Consider the following 15,833-nt stretch of genomic DNA (forward strand, 5'->3'; position numbering starts at 1 on the left):
CGGCCTGATGTCAGCAACTCTTGTCGCCAAAGACCTCGCCGCCGGCCACGGCGAGCGCGTCCTGTTCTCCGGCCTCGATCTGGTCGTCGCCCCCGGCGATGTGGTCGGCCTCGTCGGCGCCAACGGCGCCGGCAAGTCCACGCTGCTGCGCCTGCTGGCCGGCCTGGACACCCCGGAGGACGGCAAACTCTCGCTCAGCCCGCCCACCGCCACGGTCGGCCACCTCCCCCAGGAACCCGACCGCCGCCCGGGAGAGACCGTACGGGCCTTCTTCGCCCGCCGTACGGGCGTGACCGACGCCCAGCTCGCCCTGGACACGGCCACCCAGGCGCTGGTCGACGAGCGGCCCGGCGCGGACGACGCCTATGCCACGGCGCTGGAGCGCTGGCTCGCGCTGGGCGCGGCCGACCTGGACGAGCGCGCCGAGGAGACCGCCGAGCAGCTCGGCCTGGCCATCGGCCTCGACCAGCCGATGACGACGCTCTCCGGCGGCCAGGCCGCCCGTGCCTCGCTCGCCTCCCTGCTGCTCTCCCGTTACGACATCTTCCTGCTGGACGAGCCGACCAACGACCTCGACCTGGACGGTCTGCAACGCCTGGAGTCCTTCGTCTCGGGACTGCGCGCCGGCACCGTCCTGGTCAGCCACGACCGCGAGTTCCTGACCCGCACGGTCACCCGCGTCGTCGAACTCGACCTCGCCCAGCAGCAGGTCAACACCTACGGCGGTGGCTACACCTCCTACCTGGAGGAGCGCGAACGGGCCCGGCGTCATGCGCGTGAGCAGTACGAGGAGTTCGCCGACACCAAGTCCGCCCTGGAGACCCGGGCGCACACCCAGCGCAACTGGATGGAGAAGGGCGTCAAGAACGCCCGCCGCAAGGCTCCCGACAACGACAAGATCAGCCGCAAGGGCCGGGTGGAGGCCACCGAGAAGCAGGCCGCCAAGGCCAAGCAGACCCAGCGTCTGATCGAGCGGCTCGATGTCGTCGAGGAACCGCGCAAGGAGTGGGAGCTGCGGATGGAGATCGCCGCCGCGCCCCGCGCCGGCGCGGTCGTGGCCACCCTCCGCGGCGCCGGCGTCCGGCGCGGCGACTTCCGCTTCGGCCCGGTGGACCTGCAGATCGACTGGGCGGACCGGGTCGCCATCACGGGCCCCAACGGCTCCGGCAAGTCGACCCTGCTCGCCGCCCTCCTCGGCCGGCTCCCGCTGGACACGGGGCACGCCGTCCTGGGCCCCGGCGTGGTGGTCGGCGAGATCGACCAGGCGCGCGGCCGGCTCTTCGGCGCACACGGCCTGGGCGACCAGCCGCTGATGGATGCCTTCCGGGCCTGTGTCCCCGATCTGCCGCCGGCCGATGTCCGCACCCTGCTGGCGAAGTTCGGGCTCAAGGCGGCGCATGTGCTGCGCCCCGCGCGCACCCTGTCACCGGGGGAGCGGACCCGTGCCGCGCTGGCTCTCCTCCAGGGCCGCGGGGTCAATCTCCTCGTCCTGGACGAGCCGACCAACCACCTCGATCTGCCGGCCATCGAACAGCTGGAGTCCGCGCTCGCCTCGTACCCGGGCACCCTGCTGCTGGTCACGCACGACCGCCGGATGCTCGAAGCGGTGCACACCACCCGCCGTATCGAGGTCGACAGTGGACGGATCACCGACCGGGCGCTGTGAGCCAGGGCGGGCGCGTCGCCCGGGATCAGGGGGTACGCGGACGGACCACCGCCCCGACCCCGTGCACACACCGGATCCGGGGGCCCGCGGCACCCGTGATGATCATCGATTTGGTCCTGGGGCGGCCGCCCCGTAGTGTGGTGTTCACCGACGCGGGGTGGAGCAGCTCGGTAGCTCGCTGGGCTCATAACCCAGAGGTCGCAGGTTCAAATCCTGTCCCCGCTACTGAAACAGCGCAGCAGGCCCGGTGCCCAGGCACCGGGCCTGCTGCGCTGTGCACCCCCGGGGACACCGCCGCGAGGCGCGGGGACCGCAGGAGGCCACCCCGGGGAAGTCCGCGAACAACCCTCAAAAGGAACAGGACCGGTCGACGGGCCGCTCGAATCACTCGCCATCGGCCATAAGGCGTCGATAAGCGCTTACTTGCGTTCAGCTGGCCGGTCCGGACCAACGGATTCTCAACACTCTTCCTGTGAGGATGCCTTCCGGACCCCCTGCAGAACCCCCCGAAGAGCTGGCCTCCCCGCTCGCGTACGAAGGTGTCTGGCGGTTCACCGCCCCGGCACTGGAGGCTTCGGTGCCGCAGGCACGTCACGCGGTCCGGGATCTGCTCGACGAACAGCGTGTGCCCGTGGCCGCCGAGATCATGGACGGCCTGTTGCTCATCGTCTCCGAACTCGTCACCAACGCCGTCCGGCACGCCGCCCTGCTCTCGCCCCAGATCGCCGTCCAGGTCACCATCGGGGCGAACTGGCTACGGGTCGCGGTCGAGGACAACCACCCCTACCGCCCCAAGGCACTGGAGGCGGAACAGGGTGATGTCGGCGGCCGCGGCCTGTGGCTCGTCAAGACGCTCACCGCGGAGGCGGGCGGCAAGTGCGACGTCGAGAACACGAGGAACGGCGGCAAGGCCATCTGGGCCGAGCTGCCGCTCATCCCGCTCGCTACCAGCCCGCCGACCCTCCGGTGAGCTCGCGCACCGCCGGACGCGCCGCGTCCAGCACGGTCATGAACCATGCGGAGAACGGCGCCTCCGCATGCCGCTCGGCCAGCTCCTCCGGCGTCACGAACGCGATCTCGCCGATCTCCTCGGGGTCGGGCGCCGGCTCGGCCCGCACCAGCCCGACGAACAGGTGGTTGTACTCCTGCTCCACGAGGCCGGAGGCCGGGTCGGGGTGGTTGTAACGCACCGTGCCCGCCTCGGCCAGCAGGGCGGGCGCCAGGCCCAGCTCCTCCGAGGTCCGCCGGGCCGCTGCCACGAACGGTGCCTCGCCGGGATACGGGTGGCCGCAGCAGGTGTTGGACCACACACCGGGGGAGTGGTACTTCCCCAGCGCCCGGCGCTGCAGCAGCAGCCGCCCCTTCTCGTCGAAGAGGAACACGGAGAACGCGCGGTGCAGCTGCCCGGGGGGCTGGTGGGCCGCGAGCTTCTCTTCGGTGCCGATCGTCGTACCGTCCTCGTCGACCAGCTCCAGCATGATCGGTTCGGCGGTGCCGCCCGGTGTGCTCACCGCCGGGTACCCGGCGGTCTGTCCGTTGGCAGGTGTGATCGGCATGCCCATCCTTGTCGTCGGTCTTCGACGCCAAGTCTGCCCTAGCCGGGTCCGCATCACAGGCAGACCGGGTGCGCGGCGCCACATGCCGGCGCACCGCTCCCGCAGTGCGCCCGGCCGTGAGATGGTCCACACCCGCTGCCGCGTCCGTCGCCCCCGACGCGGAGAGTGCCGCGCGCCCCGGTGACATCACCGGCGGACGGTGACCGCCCTCCCGGACCTGGGATGGCTCTCGCCACACCTGCCCCGGCACAACCCGCCCGCGCTGTGACCAGCCCTCTCATAACCGGCACCGGTTGGGGGACCGGGTCCGCAGGCCAGTTGTTCATGCGCCACCTGATCCACCATGATGATCGCGGCAGGCGCAGCCGTCGGTCACTCGATCGTGCGGTGAATGCGCGGTGAACGGCCGCATCCGGCGATCCGATAGCCTCTGCCGACGTGCCACCCCAGCCTTCCGGGCGCCAGGTGTGCCACGCCCGCTGCCCGGGTAGTTCGTATCGAATGCGGAACCGACTGCGAACCGGCCCGTGCTGCCTTGTCAGCATCCAAGGAGTGAGTTCGTCTGTCGACCGCCATCCTCACCGGTACGCCGGTCGCCGGGTCGCCGCTCGAAGCCGACCTGCGCACGCTGGGCTTTGACGTCCGTACGGCGAACGATCCCGCCTCCGCGGCCGAGCTGCTCGCCGCGGTGCCCGCACAGGAGCGGGTCGCCGTTGTCGACCCCCGCTTCGTCGGTCATCTGCACGCCCTGCGGCTCGCGCTGACCGACCCCCGCTTCCCCGCCGTGGCCGTGCCGGGCGCGCTCACCGCGCAGCCCGAGGCGCGCGCCGCGCTGGCCCGTGCGGTCGGCAGGATCCCGGTCGGCGCCGGCACCGCCCACCTCACGGACGTGCTGACCGAGACCCTCACCGAGTCCCTGGACAACGACGACATCGGTCTGCACCGCGTCGAGCTCGGCAGCCTGGTTGCCACCGTCGCGCTCACCCCGGCACAGCGCGAGGACGCGCGGGAGGCCGTCGCCGCCGTCGACGACGAGGCCGTACGGCTGCGCACCGCCGTGAAGTCCCGCGACGGGTTCTTCACGACCTACTGCATCAGCCCGTACTCCCGCTACCTCGCCCGCTGGTGCGCGCGCCGCGGGTTCACCCCCAACCAGGTCACCACCGCGTCCCTGCTCACCGCGCTGATCGCGGCCGGCTGCGCGGCCACCGGAACCCGCGGCGGCTTCATCGCGGCCGGCCTCCTGCTGCTGTTCTCCTTCGTCCTGGACTGCACCGACGGGCAGCTCGCCCGCTACTCCCTGCAGTACTCGACGATGGGCGCCTGGCTCGATGCCACCTTCGACCGGGCCAAGGAGTACGCGTACTACGCGGGCCTGGCCCTGGGCGCGGCGCGCGGCGGAGACGACGTATGGGCGCTGGCGCTGGGCGCGATGGTGCTGCAGACCTGCCGCCATGTCGTCGACTTCTCCTTCAACGAGGCGAATCACGATGCCGCGGGTGCGGCCGGCAACACCAGCCCCACCGCGGCGCTCTCCGACCGGCTCGACAGCGTCGGCTGGACGGTCTGGGTGCGCCGCATGATCGTGCTGCCCATCGGCGAGCGCTGGGCCATGATCGCGGTGCTCACCGCCTTCACCACCCCGCGCATCGTCTTCTACGCGCTGCTCATCGGCTGCGCACTGGCCGCCTGCTACACCACGGCAGGACGGGTGCTGCGCTCGCTGACCCGCCGGGCCCGCCGCACCGACCGTGCCGCCCGGGCGCTGGCTGACCTCGCCGACTCCGGGCCGCTCGCCGAGCTGATCGCCGGCAGTGCCCGCGGCCGCGGCCGTACCGGTTCCTTCCTGGCGCCCGTCATGGCGTTTCTCTCAGCCGCCGTGCTGCTGGTCTGGGTGATTTTCCAGGACGACCCCGCGTCCTGGCTCACCGTCGGCGTCGCCGTCTGCTCCGCGCTGCTGGCCGGCGCGGCGGTGGCACGGCCCCTCAAGGGAGCCCTTGACTGGCTGGTGCCGCCCTTCTTCCGGGCCGGCGAGTACACCACTGTTCTGGTCCTGGCGGCCCGGTCGGATGTGCCCGGAGCGCTGCCCGCGGCGTTCGGGCTGGTCGCGGCCGTCGCCTACCATCACTACGACACGGTCTACCGCATCCGCGGTGGCACCGGAGCCCCTCCGCGGTGGCTGGTCCGGGCGACCGGCGGACATGAGGGACGGATCATCGTGGTCACCGTCCTCGCCGCCCTGTTGTCCCCCACAGATTTCACAATCGCGCTGACGGCCCTTGCTGTGGTCCTGGCGCTGCTGGTGCTCATCGAGAGCATCCGCTTCTGGGTGTCCTCCCAAGCACCCGCCGTACACGATGAAGGAGAACCCGCATGATCGGCCTCGTGCTGGCTGCCGGCGCCGGACGGCGTCTGCGCCCCTACACCGACACCCTGCCCAAGGCACTGGTGCCGGTCGATGGGGACACGACCATCCTCGACCTGACCCTCGGCAACTTCGCCGAGATCGGCCTGACCGAGGTCGCGATCATCGTCGGCTACCGGAAGGAAGCCGTCTACGAGCGCAAGGAGGCCCTGGAGCAGAAGTACGGCCTCAAGCTCACCCTCATCGACAACGACAAGGCCGAGGAGTGGAACAACGCCTACTCCCTGTGGTGCGGTCGTGACGCCATCAAGCACGATGTGATCCTCGCCAACGGCGACACCGTGCACCCGGTCTCCGTCGAGAAGACCCTGCTCGCCGCCCGCGGCAACGGCCAGAAGATCATCCTCGCGCTGGACACCGTCAAGCAGCTCGCCGACGAGGAGATGAAGGTCATCGTGGACCCCGCCAAGGGCGTCCAGAAGATCACCAAGCTGATGGACCCGGCCGAGGCGACCGGTGAGTACATCGGCCTCACCCTCATCGAGGGCTCGGCCGCCGAGGAGCTGGCCGACGCCCTGAAGACCACCTTCGAGCGGGACCCCGACCTCTACTACGAGGACGGCTACCAGGAGCTCGTCAACCGCGGCTTCAAGGTGGACGTGGCCCCGATCGGCGACGTCAAGTGGGTCGAGATCGACAACCACGACGACCTGGCGAAGGGCCGTGACATCGCATGCCAGTACTGACCCGCCTCATTCCGTCCCCGGTCGTCGTTGACATCAACGCCGGCGCTCTGGACGACCTGGCGGGTCTGCTGGCCGATCAGCGCATCTCCGCGTCCGGCAAGCTCGCCATCGCGATCAGCGGCGGCTCGGGGGCACGGCTGCGCGAGCGGCTGTCGCCCGCACTGCCCGGCGCCGACTGGTACGAGGTCGGCGGCGGCACCCTGGACGAGGCGATCAAGCTCGGCGACGCCATGAAGAAGGGGCACTACGACGCGGTCGTGGGCCTCGGCGGCGGCAAGATCATCGATTGTGCGAAGTACGCCGCCGCGCGGATCGGTCTGCCGCTGGTCGCCGTGGCGACGAACCTGTCGCACGACGGCCTGTGCTCGCCGGTCGCCACCCTCGACAACGACGCGGGCCGTGGCTCCTACGGTGTCCCGAACCCGATCGCCGTGGTGATCGACCTCGACATCATCCGTGAGGCCCCGGTCCGGTTCGTCCGCTCCGGCATCGGTGACGCGATCTCCAACATCTCCGCGGTCGCGGACTGGGAGCTCTCGCACCGGGAGACCGGCGAGGCGATCGACGGGCTGGCCGCCGCCATGGCACGCCAGGCCGGCGAGGCCGTGCTGCGGCACCCCGGCGGGGTCGGCGACGACGCCTTCCTCCAGGTGCTGGCCGAGGGCCTGGTCCTGACCGGCATCTCGATGTCGGTGGCCGGTGACAGCCGTCCGGCGTCCGGCGCCTGCCACGAGATCAACCACGCGCTCGACATCCTCTACCCCAAGCGCGCCGCGAGCCACGGCGAACAGTGCGGTCTCGCCGCCGCCTTCGCCACGCATCTGCGCGGGGACAAGGAGACCCGTGACCTGATGGTCGCGGTGCTGCGCAGGCACGGCCTGCCGGTCACGCCGGACGAGATCGGCTTCACCGACGAGGAATTCGTCCAGGCCGTCGAGTACGCACCCAAGACCCGCCCCGGGCGCTACACCATCCTGGAGCACCTCGACCTGTCCACCGACCAGATCAGGGACGCTTACGCCGACTATGCACAAGCCGTCAGTAGCTGAACTCCGCCCGGTCGTGCACCCCGCGGGTGTCAAGGACCGGCGCAGCGGTGAGCACTGGGCAGGTCGCCTCTACATGCGGGAAATCTCGCTGCGCTGCGACAGGTACCTGGTGAACACCAGGATCACGCCCAACCAGCTCACCTATCTGATGACCGTCGCGGGCGTCCTGGCCGCCCCGGCCCTGCTGGTGCCGGGGATCTGGGGCGCCGTCCTCGGCGTGGTCATGGTCCAGCTCTACCTGCTGCTGGACTGCGTCGACGGCGAGATCGCCCGCTGGCGGAAGCAGTTCTCGCTCAGCGGCGTCTACCTGGACCGCGTCGGCGCCTACCTGTGCGACGCCGCGGTCCTGCTGGGCTTCGGTCTGCGGGCCGCCGACCTGTGGGGCTCCGGGCGCATCGACTGGCTGTGGGCCTTCCTCGGTACTCTCGCCGCCCTCGGTGCCATCCTGATCAAGGCCGAGACCGACCTCGTCGGCGTCGCCCGTCACCAGGGCGGGCTGCCGCCGGTCAAGGAGGCGGCGTCCGAGCCGCGCTCGTCCGGTATGGCGCTGGCCCGCAAGGCCGCCGCGGCGCTGCAGTTCCACCGGCTCGTCCTCGGGGTCGAGGCGTCCCTGCTCATCCTGGTCCTGGCGATCCTCGACCAGGTCAGGGGAGACCTGTTCTTCACGCGTCTCGGCGTGGCCGTGCTCGCCGGTATCGCGATCGTCCAGACGCTGCTCCACCTCGTGTCCATCCTCGCCTCCAGCAGGCTCAAGTGACGGGGGCCGAGGTGGGTAGGAGCATGCGGCTCGGTGCGGTTGTCCTGACCATGGGCAACCGCCCCGAGGAGCTGCGCGCGCTGCTGGACTCGGTCGCCAAGCAGGAGGGCGACCCGATCGACATCGCGGTCGTCGGCAACGGTTCGCCGCTGCCCGAGCTCCCCGAGGGCGTCCGGACCGTCGAGCTGCCGGAGAACGTCGGCATCCCGGCCGGCCGCAATGTCGGCATCGAGGCGTTCGGCCCCGGCGGCAGCGAGGTCGATGTGCTGCTCTTCCTCGATGACGACGGGCTGCTGGCCAGGGAGGACACCGCGGAGCTGTGCCGGCAGGCCTTCGCCGCCGACTCCGAGCTCGGCATCATCAGCTTCCGGATCGCCGACCCGGACACGGGCGAGACCCAGCGCCGTCATGTGCCGCGGCTGCGGGCCTCGGACCCCCTGCGCTCGTCGCGGGTCACCACCTTCCTCGGTGGTGCGAACGCGGTCCGTACGCATGTGTTCGAGGAGGTCGGCGGGCTGCCCGACGACTTCTTCTACGCCCACGAGGAGACCGATCTGGCCTGGCGGGCGCTGGACGCCGGCTGGCAGATCGACTACCGCTCGGACATGGTGCTCTTCCATCCGACGACGGCGCCGGCCCGGCATGCGGTCTACCACCGGATGGTGGCCCGTAACCGTGTGTGGCTGGCCCGGCGCAATCTCCCCGCCCTGCTGGTTCCGGTCTATCTCGGTGTCTGGTTGCTGCTCACCCTCGCCCGCCGGCCGTCGCGACCGGCGCTGCGGGCCTGGCTGGGCGGCTTCAAGGAGGGCTGGGTGACCCCGTGCGGTCCCAGGCGCCCCATGAAGTGGGCTACCGTTTGGCGACTGACCCGACTGGGCCGCCCTCCCGTCATCTGACAAGCTCGTATCTGAGAGCATCAGGCGCGAACCGGGGCGTGGCCCCGGCAGCGCACCTTGAGGACGAAAGTGTCAACTGTGAGCGAGACCACGCACGACAGTGCGGTCGCCATGAGTGCCCCGCCATCTTCCGATGAGGGGCTCACTCCTGCCCAGCGGGCCCAGAAGTACGGGCTCTCGCAGAGCGGGGCCCGCCCCGGCCTCCCCGAGTACGTCCGGGAGCTGTGGGACCGGCGGCATTTCATCTCCGCGTTCGCCAGCGCCAAGCTGACGGCGCAGTACAGCCAGGCCAAGCTGGGACAGGTCTGGCAGGTGGCGACGCCGCTGCTGAACGCGCTCGTGTACTACTTGATCTTCGGTCTCCTGATCGGCACGAGGAAGGGCGTACCCGACTTCGTCCCGTTCCTGGTGACCGGCGTCTTCATCTTCACCTTCACCCAGAGCTCGGTGATGGCCGGTACCCGGGCGATCTCCGGCAATCTCGGCCTGGTGCGGGCGCTGCACTTCCCGCGCGCCTGCCTGCCGATCTCGTTCTGCCTGATGCAGCTCCAGCAGCTCTTGTTCTCCATGGGCGTGCTGGTGATCATCCTGCTCGGCTTCGGGCAGGTCCCGACCTGGTCGTGGCTGCTGGTCTTCCCGGCGCTGACGTTGCAGTTCATCTTCAACACGGGCCTGGCGATGGCCATGGCGCGGCTGGGGTCGAAGACCCCGGACCTGGCGCAGCTGATGCCCTTCATCATGCGGACGTGGATGTATGCGTCCGGCGTGATGTTCAGCATCGATCTGATCCTCAAGGGCAAGGACGTCCCCGCCTTCGTGGAGGTGCTGCTCAACGCCAACCCGGCCGCCGTGTACATCGACCTGATGCGCTTCGCGCTGATCGACAGCTTCACCGCCGCCAAACTGCCGCCCCATGTGTGGGCGTTCGCCGGCGGCTGGGCGCTGCTGATGGGCGTGGTCGGCTTTGTGTACTTCTGGAAGGCTGAGGAGCGGTACGGACGTGGCTGAGCAGAGAAACGGCATCGAGCCGACGAAGGCCGCCGAGGCCCGCATCCCGACGGTGATCGCGGACGATCTGCACATCGTCTACCGGGTCTACGGCACCGGCGCGGGCAGGGGCAGTGCCACCGCCGCGCTGAACCGCATCGTGCGCCGCAAGCCCTCCACGGGCGTGCGCGAGGTGCATGCGGTCAAGGGCGTCTCCTTCACCGCCTACCGCGGTGAGTCGATCGGTCTGATCGGCTCCAACGGCTCGGGCAAGTCGACGCTGCTCAAGGCCGTCGCCGGCCTGCTGCCCGCCGAGCGCGGCAAGGTCTACACCCACGGCCAGCCCTCGCTGCTGGGCGTGAACGCGGCGCTGATGAACGACCTGACCGGCGAGAAGAACGTCGTCCTCGGCGGCCTGGCCATGGGCATGAGCCGTGAGCAGGTGCGGGAGCGCTACGACGGCATCGTCGACTTCTCCGGCATCAACGAGAAGGGCGACTTCATCTCGCTGCCGATGCGCACCTACTCCTCCGGCATGGCGGCCCGGCTGCGGTTCTCCATCGCCGCGGCCAAGGACCACGACGTGCTGATGATCGACGAGGCGCTGGCCACCGGCGACCGCAGCTTCCAGAAGCGCTCCGAGGCCCGCATCCGTGAGCTGCGCAAGGAAGCCGGCACGGTCTTCCTCGTCAGCCACAACAACAAGTCGATCCGCGACACCTGCGACCGGACCCTGTGGCTGGAGCGTGGCGAGCTGCTGATGGACGGCCCGACGGACGAAGTGATCAAGGCGTACGAAAAGGAGACGGGCAAATAGTCCGTCCCGCACCCGAAGGCCTCCGTGAGTCCGCCTCGCGGGGGCCTTCGGCGTGACGCGAGGGTCAACTCCGTTGGCGCCGGGAATAGTTCGGATCTAAAGGACGTTCACCGGATTGTTGCCTCGGGCTTCGGTACCCCCTCGGACGCGGACGAGATGTACGGCGTAAGCTGTACGGGTGCCGAACAGCACAAGTGGTATATGTCGGGCAATGCTCACCCAAGCGGGGGATAAGGGCTCGATTGGGCGCGTCGCTCGCTGCGGCGTGTCCGAAATAGGATGTTTTAGCTTGGCGGTGTAGAACGGGAGACGTGACGGCAATGGCTACTGGTTCGCTCCGGCACCGAAATGCGCCGGGCAGCCCCCGGTGAGCCGAGACAACGAGCAGGCGCGTCGCGCCTTCCTCCGAAGGGGGGCGGCGGGTGACGTGCGGGAGCAGACGCGCACCGTGCTCGAACAGGCCGCACACGAGAACTTCCCCGTCGCGCCGTTCTTTCTGCCCCGCGCCTGGCGGACCGATCTGATGGCCGTCTACGGCTTCGCCCGGCTCGTCGACGACATCGGCGACGGCGATCTCGCGCCCGGCGGCGGCGATGCCGTACTCCTCGGGCTCGACCGCGCACAGTACGACGACCGGCCCGCGCTGCTGGACGCACTCGAAGCGGACCTGCACCGCGTTTTCGGCGACCGCGCTCCCGGCCCCGGGCATCCGCTGCTGCGCCGCCTCGGCCCGACCGTCCGCCGCTGTGCGCTGACCCCCGAGCCGTTCCTCGATCTCATCGAGGCCAACCGGCAGGACCAGCGGGTGAGCCGCTACGGCACCTACGACGACCTGGCCGCCTACTGCGAGCTGTCCGCCAACCCCGTCGGCCGGCTCGTCCTCGCCATCACCGGCACCGCGAGCCCCGAGCGCCTCCGCCACTCCGACGCGGTCTGTACCGCCCTCCAGATCGTCGAACACGTCCAGGACGTGGCCGAGGACCTGGGGCGCGACCGTATCTACCTCCCGGCCGAGGACATGAAACGTTTTGCGGTCAACGAGGCGGATCTGGCCGCGCCGAGCGGGGGCGCATCGGTGCGCGCGCTGATCGCCTACGAGGCCGAACGCGCCCGTGAGCTGCTGAATGAAGGCGCCCCGCTGGTGGGTAGCGTCCACGGCAGACTCAAGCTGCTGCTGGCCGGTTTCGTGGCCGGCGGACGCGCTGCACTCCAGGCGGTCGCGGCCGCCGATTACGACGTACTCCCTGGACCGCCCAAGCCGACCAAGCTCAGCCTGCTGCGCGAGGTGGGGGCGACATTGCGAAGAGAGGGGTGAGTCGGACCGTGGAGGCAACTGCACACGCGTCCGCGCCGGTGCTCGCTGCGTACCGCTACTGCGAGGCCATCACCGGGCAGCAGGCACGAAACTTCGCCTACGGGATCCGGCTGCTGCCGACCGACAAGCGGCAGGCCATGTCGGCGCTCTACGCCTTCTCCCGCCGGGTCGACGACATCGGCGACGGCACCCTGGAGCCCGCCGCCAAACAAGGGCGGCTGGAGGACACCCGGGCGCTGCTGGCGCGCATCAAGGACGGCCGGATCGACGAGGACGACACCGACCCGGTGGCCGTCGCGCTGTCCGACGCCGCCCGACGCTTCCCGCTGCCGCTGGACGGTCTCGACGAGCTGATCGACGGCGTGCTGATGGATGTGCGCGGCGAGACCTACGAGACCTGGGACGAGCTGAGGGGCTACTGCCGCTGTGTCGCCGGCGCCATCGGCCGGCTCTCGCTGGGCGTGTTCGGTACCGTACCGGGCGCGCAGGACGCCGACCGCGCCTCCGAGTACGCCGACACCCTCGGCCTGGCCCTGCAACTGACCAACATTCTCAGGGACGTTCGCGAGGACGCCGGGAACAGCCGGACGTACCTCCCCGCCGAGGACCTCGCCAAGTTCGGCTGCGCGGCCGGCTTCGAGCGGCCCGTGCCGCCGCCCGGCTCCGACTTCACCGGCCTGGTGCACTTCGAGGTGCAACGTGCCCGCGCGCTGTTCGCCGAGGGCTTCCGGCTGCTTCCGATGCTCGACCGGCGCAGCGGCGCCTGCGTGGCCGCGATGGCCGGCATCTACCACCGGCTGCTGACCCGGATCGCCGCCGACCCCGAGGCGGTGCTGCGCGGCCGGGTCTCGCTGCCCGGCCGGGAGAAGGCCTTCGTCGCGGTGCGCGGGCTGTCCGGGCTCGACGCGCGGGCGATCGGCCGCCGGGAGTCCGTCCGGAGGCGCGGATGATGCACCGGGCGGCGCACGACAGCGGTGACCCCGCGTCAGCGCGGCGGGCAACCCTCCCGGGGGTGGCTGCGTCCCTGACAGCAGTACGGGGGGAGAGCACATGACATCGGGAGCCATGCGGCCCGAACGGCGGCACGACCTGCCGTCCGGCCGCCCTGCAGGGGCGGCCGCGGTGGTCATCGGCGGCGGTCTCGCGGGCACCACCGCGGCGCTCGCACTGGCCGACGCGGGGCTGCGGGTCACCCTTGTCGAGAGCCGGCCCCGTCTCGGTGGGCTGGTCTTCTCCTTCCGCCGTGAATCCGACATCGGCGAGCTGTCCGTCGACAACGGCCAGCATGTCTATCTGCGCTGCTGCACCGCCTACAGCCGGCTGCTGGAGCGGCTCGACGCCGCGCATCTGGTGCCCCTCCAGGACCGTATGGACGTGCCCGTACTCGACGCCGACCGGATGCGGCTCGGCCGGCTGCGCCGCACCGCGCTCCCCGTACCGCTGCACCTCGCCCGGAGCCTGGCCGGCTACCCGCACCTCTCGCCCGTCGAGCGGGCCGGGGTCGTCCGCGCCACCCTCGCGCTCAAGGGTCTCGACCCGGCCGACCCCGCGCTGGACGGGCTGGACTTCGGCAGCTGGCTGCGCCGCTACGGCCAGTCCGCCCGCGCCGTCGAGGCGCTGTGGGACCTGGTCGGCATCGCCACCCTCAACGCCCGCGCCGATGACGCCTCGATGGGCCTGGCCGCCAAGGTCTTCAAGACCGGACTGCTGTCCGCGCCCGGCGCCGCGGACATCGGCTGGTCCCGTGTCCCCCTCGGCGACGTCCACGACGACCTTGCCCGCACGGCCCTGGGGAAGGCCGGGGTACGCATCGCCCTGCGCACCCGCGCCGGGGCGATCACGCGCGGCGACGACGGCTGGCAGGTCACGGTGGAGAACGGCCCGCACGGCAGTGAGCGGCTGGCGGCCGACACCGTCGTCCTCGCCGTACCGCAGCGCGAGGCCCACACCCTGCTGCCCGACGGGACGCTGGACGGCAAGGACCGGCTGCTGGACATCGGCACGGCCCCGATCCTCAACCTCCATGTCGTCTACGACCGCAAGGTGCTGCGCCGCCCCTTCTTCGCCGCGGTCGGCTCCCCGGTCCAGTGGGTCTTCGACCGCACCGACGCCTCAGGGTTGACGCGCATCGCCGGCCAGGAGCGCAGCCAGTATCTGGCGGTCTCGCAGTCCGCCGCGCAGGAGGAGATCGACCAGCCCGTCGCCAAGCTCCGCGCCCGCTATCTGCCCGAGCTGGAGCGGCTGCTGCCGGCCGCCCGGGGCGCCAGGATCCACGACTTCTTCGTCACCCGCGAGCGCACCGCGACCTTTGCGCCCGCCCCGGGCGTCGGCAGGCTCCGCCCCGCCGCCCGCACTCAATCCCCCGGCCTGTTCCTGGCCGGTGCGTGGACCGCCACCGGGTGGCCCGCGACCATGGAAAGCGCTGTTCGCAGCGGCACTGCCGCCGCTCGCGAGGCACTCACCGAACTCGGCTTCCCCCAGGGCCAGTTGCCTCAGGAGGCGGCATGACTACGAGTACGAGCGCTCGCACGAGCACGAGCATCGGAAACAGAGGAGAAACCGTGAATCCGGCTTCCCCAGCTATCGACACCGAGAGCGTCACCGCGCTGCTGGAGCGCGGACGGACACTCGCCACTCCCGTGCTGCGTGCCGCCGTGGACCGGCTCGCTCCTCCCATGGACACCGTCGCCGCTTACCACTTCGGCTGGATCGACGCCGAGGGCCGCCCCACCACGGGCGACAGCGGCAAGGCCGTACGCCCCGCGCTCGCCCTGCTGTCGGCCGAGGCCGCCGGCGCGGCCCCCGAGGTCGGTATCCCCGGCGCGGTCGCCGTCGAGCTGGTGCACAACTTCTCGCTGTTGCACGACGACCTCATGGACGGTGACGAGCAGCGCAGGCACCGCGACACCGTCTGGAAGGTGCACGGCCCCGCGCAGGCCATCCTCGTCGGCGACGCGCTGTTCGCGCTCGCCAACGAAATACTGCTGGAGCTTGGCACGGTCGACGCCGGCCGTGCCACCCGCCGGCTCACCCTGGCCTCCCGCAAACTGATCGACGGTCAGGCCCAGGACATCTCCTACGAGCACCGCGAGCGGGTCACCGTCGAGGAGTGCCTGGAGATGGAGGGCAACAAGACCGGCGCGCTGCTGGCCTGCGCCGTCTCCATCGGTGCGGTCCTCGGCGGCGCCGACGACCACACCGCGGACACGCTCGAAAGGTACGGCTACCACCTCGGCCTCGCCTTCCAGGCCGTCGACGATCTGCTCGGCATCTGGGGCGACCCGGACGCCACCGGCAAGCGGCCCTGGAGCGACCTGCGCCAGCGCAAGAAGTCACTGCCGGTCGTCGCCGCGCTGGCCGCCGGCGGCCCGGCCTCCGAGCGTCTCGCCCAGATCCTGGCGGCCGACGCGAAGAAGACCGAGACCGAGATTGCCGACTTCACCGAGGAAGAGTTCGCCTCCCGCGCGGCTCTCATCGAGGAGGCCGGCGGCCGCGAGTGGACCTCCCAGGAGGCCCGCCGCCAGCACGCCACCGCCATTTCCGCGCTGGATGAGATCGACATGCCGGAAAAGGTCCGCGCCCAGCTCGTCGCACTTGCGGACTTTGTCGTTGTACGAGAGAGATGATCGCCATCGACACCGAATAGATCGCAGTCGCCGGCCGGTGCCATCCGGGCACC

General features: G+C 70.7%; 14 protein-coding genes and 1 tRNA gene. 14 read left to right on the plus strand and 1 reads right to left on the minus strand.

Annotated elements, in window-relative coordinates:
• Nucleotides 1–7 precede the first annotated feature (7 nt).
• The 3 genes from ACGFWI_RS22910 to ACGFWI_RS22920 all read left to right on the plus strand — a co-directional run bounded on the left by ACGFWI_RS22910 (nt 8) and on the right by ACGFWI_RS22920 (nt 2,636).
• Nucleotides 8–1,666, plus strand: coding sequence for an ABC-F family ATP-binding cassette domain-containing protein (locus tag ACGFWI_RS22910; protein WP_393907839.1), 1,659 nt, complete (start codon nt 8–10; stop codon nt 1,664–1,666).
• A gap of 151 nt (nt 1,667–1,817) precedes the next feature.
• Nucleotides 1,818–1,891 (plus strand) — tRNA-Met (locus ACGFWI_RS22915).
• Between the two features lie 253 nt (nt 1,892–2,144).
• Entirely contained in the window at nt 2,145–2,636 is a 492-nt protein-coding gene (locus tag ACGFWI_RS22920) for an ATP-binding protein (protein ID WP_393907887.1), read from the plus strand.
• Here ACGFWI_RS22920 and idi read toward each other — a convergent pair.
• A complete protein-coding gene (gene idi / locus ACGFWI_RS22925) occupies nt 2,611–3,222 on the minus strand; it encodes an isopentenyl-diphosphate Delta-isomerase (RefSeq protein ID WP_393907840.1) in 612 nt (203 codons plus the stop codon). The two genes, ACGFWI_RS22920 and idi, sit on opposite strands and share 26 nt — an antisense overlap.
• Nucleotides 3,223–3,784: 562 nt before the next feature.
• Between idi and ACGFWI_RS22930 the strand changes: the two genes are divergently transcribed.
• The 11 genes from ACGFWI_RS22930 to ACGFWI_RS22980 all read left to right on the plus strand — a co-directional run bounded on the left by ACGFWI_RS22930 (nt 3,785) and on the right by ACGFWI_RS22980 (nt 15,780).
• Entirely contained in the window at nt 3,785–5,599 is a 1,815-nt protein-coding gene (locus tag ACGFWI_RS22930; RefSeq protein ID WP_393907888.1) for a DUF5941 domain-containing protein, read from the plus strand.
• Nucleotides 5,596–6,333 (plus strand): sugar phosphate nucleotidyltransferase, encoded by a 738-nt coding sequence (locus tag ACGFWI_RS22935; protein ID WP_393907841.1) that lies wholly within the window; start codon nt 5,596–5,598, stop codon nt 6,331–6,333. Before ACGFWI_RS22930 ends, ACGFWI_RS22935 begins: the two co-directional genes overlap by 4 nt.
• Entirely contained in the window at nt 6,321–7,382 is a 1,062-nt protein-coding gene (locus tag ACGFWI_RS22940; RefSeq protein ID WP_393907842.1) for an iron-containing alcohol dehydrogenase family protein, read from the plus strand. The genes ACGFWI_RS22935 and ACGFWI_RS22940 overlap by 13 nt, the downstream gene beginning before the upstream one ends.
• Nucleotides 7,360–8,139: a CDP-alcohol phosphatidyltransferase family protein gene (locus tag ACGFWI_RS22945; protein ID WP_393907843.1), complete on the plus strand. Its 780-nt coding sequence runs from the start codon at nt 7,360–7,362 to the stop codon at nt 8,137–8,139. Before ACGFWI_RS22940 ends, ACGFWI_RS22945 begins: the two co-directional genes overlap by 23 nt.
• 23 nt (nt 8,140–8,162) lie before the next feature.
• Nucleotides 8,163–9,035 (plus strand): glycosyltransferase family 2 protein, encoded by an 873-nt coding sequence (locus tag ACGFWI_RS22950; protein ID WP_393907844.1) that lies wholly within the window; start codon nt 8,163–8,165, stop codon nt 9,033–9,035.
• 78 nt (nt 9,036–9,113) lie between these two features.
• Nucleotides 9,114–10,043, plus strand: coding sequence for an ABC transporter permease (locus tag ACGFWI_RS22955; RefSeq protein WP_393907845.1), 930 nt, complete (start codon nt 9,114–9,116; stop codon nt 10,041–10,043).
• A complete protein-coding gene (locus ACGFWI_RS22960) occupies nt 10,036–10,839 on the plus strand; it encodes an ABC transporter ATP-binding protein (protein ID WP_393907846.1) in 804 nt (267 codons plus the stop codon). Before ACGFWI_RS22955 ends, ACGFWI_RS22960 begins: the two co-directional genes overlap by 8 nt.
• Nucleotides 10,840–11,287: 448 nt before the next feature.
• Entirely contained in the window at nt 11,288–12,154 is an 867-nt protein-coding gene (hpnC, locus tag ACGFWI_RS22965) for a squalene synthase HpnC (protein WP_393907889.1), read from the plus strand.
• Nucleotides 12,151–13,104, plus strand: a complete 954-nt coding sequence (gene hpnD / locus ACGFWI_RS22970; protein ID WP_393907847.1) for a presqualene diphosphate synthase HpnD — start codon at nt 12,151–12,153, stop codon at nt 13,102–13,104. The genes hpnC and hpnD overlap by 4 nt, the downstream gene beginning before the upstream one ends.
• Before the next feature lie 100 nt (nt 13,105–13,204).
• On the plus strand, nt 13,205–14,662 hold the full coding sequence (gene hpnE / locus ACGFWI_RS22975; protein WP_393907848.1) for a hydroxysqualene dehydroxylase HpnE: 1,458 nt from the start codon (nt 13,205–13,207) through the stop codon (nt 14,660–14,662).
• Nucleotides 14,663–14,715: 53 nt separating this feature from the next.
• Entirely contained in the window at nt 14,716–15,780 is a 1,065-nt protein-coding gene (locus ACGFWI_RS22980; RefSeq protein ID WP_393907849.1) for a polyprenyl synthetase family protein, read from the plus strand.
• The last annotated feature ends 53 nt before the right edge of the window (nt 15,781–15,833 follow it).

The organism is Streptomyces sp. NPDC048434 (genome assembly GCF_043200375.1).
Classification (GTDB): Bacteria; Actinomycetota; Actinomycetes; order Streptomycetales; family Streptomycetaceae; genus Streptomyces.